We start from the raw sequence: 5,014 nt of genomic DNA, 5'->3' as shown, positions 1-5,014 counted from the left end.
AGGCCTCGGGTAATGAGCGCCGCACGGGCATTGAGCCCCAGGTCCAGACCATCGATCACACCGGCAGCCAGCGCCATGACATTCTTTAAAGCGCCGCCGAGTTGAACGCCGATGACGTCTGTGTCCGCGTACACCCGAAAGACAGGTGTCATCAACGCACTTTGAAACCGCCGCACGAGATGCTCATCAGGGCCGGCTAAACACACGGCCGTGGGTTTACCGGCGCTTAATTCCGACGCGAAGCTTGGTCCGGAGAGCACCATGAGGGAGCGGTGCATCGACGGCGGCAACTCGTCTTCCATGACGTGGGACATCAGCTTGGCCGTGTTTTCTTCTATGCCCTTCGTTGCACACACGAACGGCAGGGGGGCAGAGAAGCAGGGTGCCAGCTGACGCAGCACGGATCGGGTGAGGTGCGAAGGAACGGCAAACAGAACCCCGTCGCGGTTCGAGACGGCCTCTATGAGTGAGGAAGTGGCCGTCAAACCTGGGGGAAGCAGGATGTCTCTGAGGAAGACCGGGTTCTCGTGGGAGGTATTGATGGCGTTGACGACGTCGTGCTCATAGGCCCAGAGCAGAACCTCCAGACCCTTATCGGCCAGATGTTTAGCCAGAGCCGTGCCCCAGGCACCGGCTCCAATAACGCCGATCTTGTTGATCGTGGTCGACATAGTGATCCGGAATCATCATCCCTTTGGTCGGAACGGCGGATTATATAGGAAGCGATCGAGTATCTGTCAACGAATGGGGCATCCATTCGCCTTTTTGTCCAATACACCCATCGATTCCGACGTAGGAGGCACGTCAACGGCATGTGAACTTCGCTCGTCAGAATGAAGAAATGACTTCGCCGCCACGGCGACAAGGCATAGGATGGAAAAGCAAATTCAAAGGATTTCTAGTGGAACGATCGCGTAGGACATGGGGTTGCCCTGGATTCTGTGCAACGATGCTGTTGCTTTCGGCAGTACTCCTTGTCGCGCCCGCCACATACGGTGAAACGTACATTGCCGGACAATTCGGAGTGGCATTGCCTGGCGGTCTGTCGGACGGCGATATTCATTCCTCATTCCTTCTTCCCGGTACGACGCATGGCGAGCTTGAGTTATCGACGTCTTTTCAGTTTGGCGGAAAAGTGGGGCACTACTTTGATTCCACTCGCTGGATTGGCTTGGAAGCGGAAGTATTTTATACAACTCCCCACATCGATCAACAGGTTCATACCTTCCAGAACACCTCAGTCCCCGGCGTAACGGTAAGTGGAACGTTTCAAGGGGCATATTTTCGAGTCTTAACGTTGGCTCCTTTTAACCTCATGTTCCGCTACCATAAGGCTCGATTACAGCCTTATGTGGGAGTCGGACCGGGAATTTTCTTCGCACGAATCACGGGAGAAGGTCCGGCACCGGATTCCCAGGAATCAACCGCGGACAACGCAAGGCTTGGGTTGAACGCCAAGGTCGGATTTGAATACTATGTCAGTAAACATCTGACGGCATTCGCTGAGTGGAAATTCAATTACGCGCGCTTCACATTCGACGAAAATCAAAATCTCTTCCCTTTTCCCTATGGGTTAGACGCAACCTACACGATGCATCTGGTCTCATTCGGTGTCGGATACCACTTCTGATCCGGAATCCTCCATCAGACAACAGCACTGGGCAAACCGGTTTCTTTCCTGTAATCTGCCTCTACGCCGTGATCTCTCCATGGCCCTCTTATGCAAACCTGTCCAGCCTGTCGCCGATCGCAGCCGGAGATTAATCGCTTCTGTATGCAATGCGGCCGGCGGCTCGATGGGCAATCAGATACGCCTTCATCCTCTCCATCCAAAGGTTCAGTGCCGGAGCAGCTCAACATCAGGGTGCTCTACGGGATGGTGGTCGTTCTGATCCTGGCCGTATTATTCCCTCCATGGGAGACTCCGCCGGCACAGACGCCGGAGTTTCTCGGCATGTACTTCATCCTCTCTCCTCCCGCACCGGAAGCCGTCGTGAGCCGCATGCTCTTGACGATTGAACTCGTCACGATCGCAATTGCCGGCATGTATGGTGCGTTTCTCTTTCGGAAGAAATAGGACGTCAACCGCCATACGCCCCTTGTCAAGGGGTGCTATGTTCCGCCGGCAATTCATCAGGGATGGACGTTGAACGCCGAAAGTTAGCCCAGCGCCAGGGTGAGGCACTTGGCCGACCCACCGGATTTCATGAATTCATCGAGCTGAACCGGATGGGTTTCATACCCTCTTGTGCGGAGCCAAGCCTGAGTGGTGGGACACCCGGCGGGGAGGACGACGTGTTTCCCGACGCAGACGGCATTGCAGGCAAACTTCAGGGCTTCATCTTCCCGGACGGTGAAACGCAGTCTGTCCGGAACACGTTCGGCGATCGCTGTCTGGCCATAGCGGTCAAATGCCGCGGGGAAATAGAGAAGATCGCCGCCGCTTAAGGGACAGAAACAGGTATCCAAATGATAAAAACGACTGTCGACCAGCTCTAGCGGAATAATTTCCCGGCGAAAACGTTCGCTAAGGAGCGGGAAGATGCGGATATCCGATCGCTGTCGGTATCCGCCGAACCAGTATTCCGGATAGCCTAGAAGATCGCCCGCGCCTTCGAAATGAAGACCTTCTTCTACCGTCATCACCTCATAGCCATGACGGCGAAACCAACCCTCGAAGTGAGTTTCTTCCCGTTGACGTTCAGGATGTCGGAAGCGACTCACCACGGCGGTTCGTCCAACCACGATGCCGGCATTAGCCGTGAATACGAGATCGGGCAACTCTGGAACGGGAGCCATTCGCTCGAGAACGACGCCCAGGTCCCTTTCGAGCATGCGCATCAATTCGTGCCATTGTCGAACCGCACGCGCATGATCCACGCGATTGACAAGACGCATCCAAGGATTGATCTCATACTCAATCCCGAAAAAATCAGGGGGACATACGAGGAGCCGACTCATGCCGACCTCCCCAGCGCCCTGGCAAGCTCCGACAGAAACGATGCCGCATCCATGACGAGGCCGACCGCCTGAAAGCTGCCGCGGTCGGCCAGCTTGGTCGGGACCGACGGGTTCACGTCTACACAGACTGTGGGCACGGTTGCCGGTAGAAGATTGCCCGTCGCCACGGAGTGGAGTGTCGAGGCGACAAGGAGAGCGAGCCCCACGCCAGGGATCAAGGCTCGCATCGCATGTTGTGCCAGAACGGAATCCGTGATCACTCCGGGCAAGGGCCCATCGTCACGAATCGTGCCGGACATGATTACCGGCACACCTCGCCTGATGCAAGCTGCCATGATGCCATGCTTAATCATTCCTGAAGTAACCGCGGCTTCAATGCTGCCAATCGCACGAATCTTATTGATGGTCCGCAAATGGTGCTCATGACCATGCGGTATTGCGCGCCCTGCCGTAAGCCCGTAGCCTAGCGACGTCCCGAACAGATCTGCTTCCATGTCATGCGCAGCCAGCGCATTGCCGCAAAACAGAATATGGATAAACCTCTGCTCGATCAGCCAGGTCAAAGCTTCGCGTCCACCGGCATGAATAATGGCGGGTCCACCAGCCAGCAAAACGTGAGAGTCAGCCCGCCCCTGCTTGCGTCCCTCTCTCAATTGTCGCATCCGAGCTGCGATGTCGGCAATGATATGGCCATGAGGTCGCTCTGCCGACACCTGTGATTCCATAAAGCCAAACACGTCGCGTTCTTGAGGTCTCTGTAAAGGAATGATGCGGACTCCCTCTCGGCCGACCACGACCTGGTCCCCGCGACGAACGTCGCCCATCGGCACCGCATGGGCGACGGAGCCGGCCTCGCTGATCCTGATGGCGAGGTCCATCTCGATTCGATCTACGTCCAGCCATCGGCCGTTAAGCCGGATTTGCGTAGGTAGATGCGTCGTGGCATAGAAGTCGTCGGGTAACACCCCATCGGCAGGCGCACGGTCGATACGGCAGTTCGCCTCACGTTCGATCGAGGCTCCGTGTGGTTGAATCGCCTTCAGAATGTCGTCTAAGAGCTCTCGCGAGGCGGTTTGAATCCGAATACGAGCATGAGACGCTTCCTCCCGTGTTTTGCCGATGCGGACGTCCTCCAGGTCGAAGGTTCCTCCCATCATCAGGATGAGGTCGAGCACCTTGGCGAGCACGAGAGAGTCGATGATGTGCCCTTCAAGGTGTACGCTTTCTTGGTGGTGGCTCATCGCGGCACTCACGGAATGTGCATATTTTATCACCTATTGTCGCGAGAGAAAGAAAATGAGGGAACTAGGAGTTCGTGGGAAGTACTTTCATCAATTCCCGGAGCACACTGGTGGCGGAGGCCCCGGGAGGCAAGCAGAAAGAAAGGGAGAGAGTATCGCCACTAAGAGACCATTCAAGCTCAGCGAGGGGAATGCGAAGCGCTCTGCGCTCGCCCCGGAATCCGCAAGCCTTCGCCGCGGCGACGAGGATTTCCTTCGTTGCACCTGCGTCGGAGATGACGGCTTCTTCGATTTGACCAGGCTCGCCACTTGCCCACGATACCCGCGAACCAAAGAGGAGGCCTGTCGGGCTGATTTCAAAACGATCCGCCCGCAATTGTTCCTTCTCGGCATCTTCGACTTGAAAGCAGGCGCCATTGTCTGACTTCATGGCCCAATCGCCGAGGAGGACCTTGTCGAGACGGTCGATTCTTCGTGCAAGTATCCGATTGAACAGGAATGATTGGTAGGAGTTGAGATACCAGATGCGAGTCGTCCGATTCATCTGGTCGCGCCGCCGCGCATCATGCAGCAACATAGCGCCGATGCGGTAGTTATCACCGGCCTTTCCTTGCCGCTGCGGCCCAAAGTAGTTTGGAATGCCGTGGAGGCGCAGTTGTTGAAGAACGGCCGGCACGGTTTCAACCGCGTGATCGGCGACATCGCGGATGACTAAACGGAAGCGATTACCGGAGTGATGGCCGGTTCGTAGACGATTACGATGCCGTCCGAGGATCTGCACGTTTAGGATGGTTTCATCGGTTTTGAGGCGT

The 5,014-nt window shown here is 56.3% G+C and carries 6 protein-coding genes; 2 read left to right on the top strand and 4 right to left on the bottom strand.

Annotated features, from left to right (window positions below):
* A partial coding sequence (locus ACOSYY_RS04505; protein WP_421661075.1) for an NAD(P)H-dependent glycerol-3-phosphate dehydrogenase occupies positions 1 to 671 on the bottom strand: 671 nt, incomplete at its 3' end.
* A gap of 278 nt (positions 672 to 949) precedes the next feature.
* Between ACOSYY_RS04505 and ACOSYY_RS04500 the strand changes: the two genes are divergently transcribed.
* Positions 950 to 1,630 carry an outer membrane protein gene (locus tag ACOSYY_RS04500; protein WP_421661074.1) on the top strand — a complete coding sequence of 227 codons (681 nt, stop codon included), beginning with the start codon at positions 950 to 952 and terminating at the stop codon, positions 1,628 to 1,630.
* Between the two features lie 90 nt (positions 1,631 to 1,720).
* The gene (locus tag ACOSYY_RS04495; protein ID WP_421661073.1) at positions 1,721 to 2,077 is read left to right on the top strand and encodes a hypothetical protein; all 357 of its coding nucleotides are present in this window, start codon (positions 1,721 to 1,723) and stop codon (positions 2,075 to 2,077) included.
* An 83-nt stretch (positions 2,078 to 2,160) separates the two neighbouring features.
* On the opposite strand, the gene ACOSYY_RS04490 is transcribed toward ACOSYY_RS04495, so the two are convergent.
* The 3 genes from ACOSYY_RS04490 to truD form a co-directional block, all read right to left on the bottom strand.
* The gene (locus ACOSYY_RS04490) at positions 2,161 to 2,961 is read right to left on the bottom strand and encodes a dimethylarginine dimethylaminohydrolase family protein (protein WP_421661072.1); all 801 of its coding nucleotides are present in this window, start codon (positions 2,959 to 2,961) and stop codon (positions 2,161 to 2,163) included.
* Positions 2,958 to 4,202 carry an ornithine cyclodeaminase, nickel-pincer nucleotide-dependent gene (locus tag ACOSYY_RS04485; RefSeq protein ID WP_421661071.1) on the bottom strand — a complete coding sequence of 415 codons (1,245 nt, stop codon included), beginning with the start codon at positions 4,200 to 4,202 and terminating at the stop codon, positions 2,958 to 2,960. Before ACOSYY_RS04485 ends, ACOSYY_RS04490 begins: the two co-directional genes overlap by 4 nt.
* Positions 4,203 to 4,266: 64 nt before the next feature.
* The coding region (truD, locus tag ACOSYY_RS04480) for a tRNA pseudouridine(13) synthase TruD (RefSeq protein WP_421661070.1) at positions 4,267 to 5,014 on the bottom strand (748 nt) is incomplete at its 5' end.

It is taken from the genome of Nitrospira sp. BLG_2 (genome assembly GCF_049222245.1).
Note: the sequence above shows the minus strand (reverse complement) of the source record. Positions and strands in the feature narration are given on the sequence as shown.

What these genes read in the sequence shown, in the direction of transcription:
- ACOSYY_RS04500 (WP_421661074.1), top strand. Translation starts at nt 950, where the DNA reads ATGCTGTTGCTTTCGGCAGTACTCCTTGTCGCGCCCGCCACATACGGT.
- ACOSYY_RS04495 (WP_421661073.1), top strand. Translation starts at nt 1,721, where the DNA reads ATGCAAACCTGTCCAGCCTGTCGCCGATCGCAGCCGGAGATTAATCGC.
- ACOSYY_RS04490 (WP_421661072.1), bottom strand. Translation starts at nt 2,961, where the DNA reads ATGAGTCGGCTCCTCGTATGTCCCCCTGATTTTTTCGGGATTGAGTAT.
- ACOSYY_RS04485 (WP_421661071.1), bottom strand. Translation starts at nt 4,202, where the DNA reads ATGAGCCACCACCAAGAAAGCGTACACCTTGAAGGGCACATCATCGAC.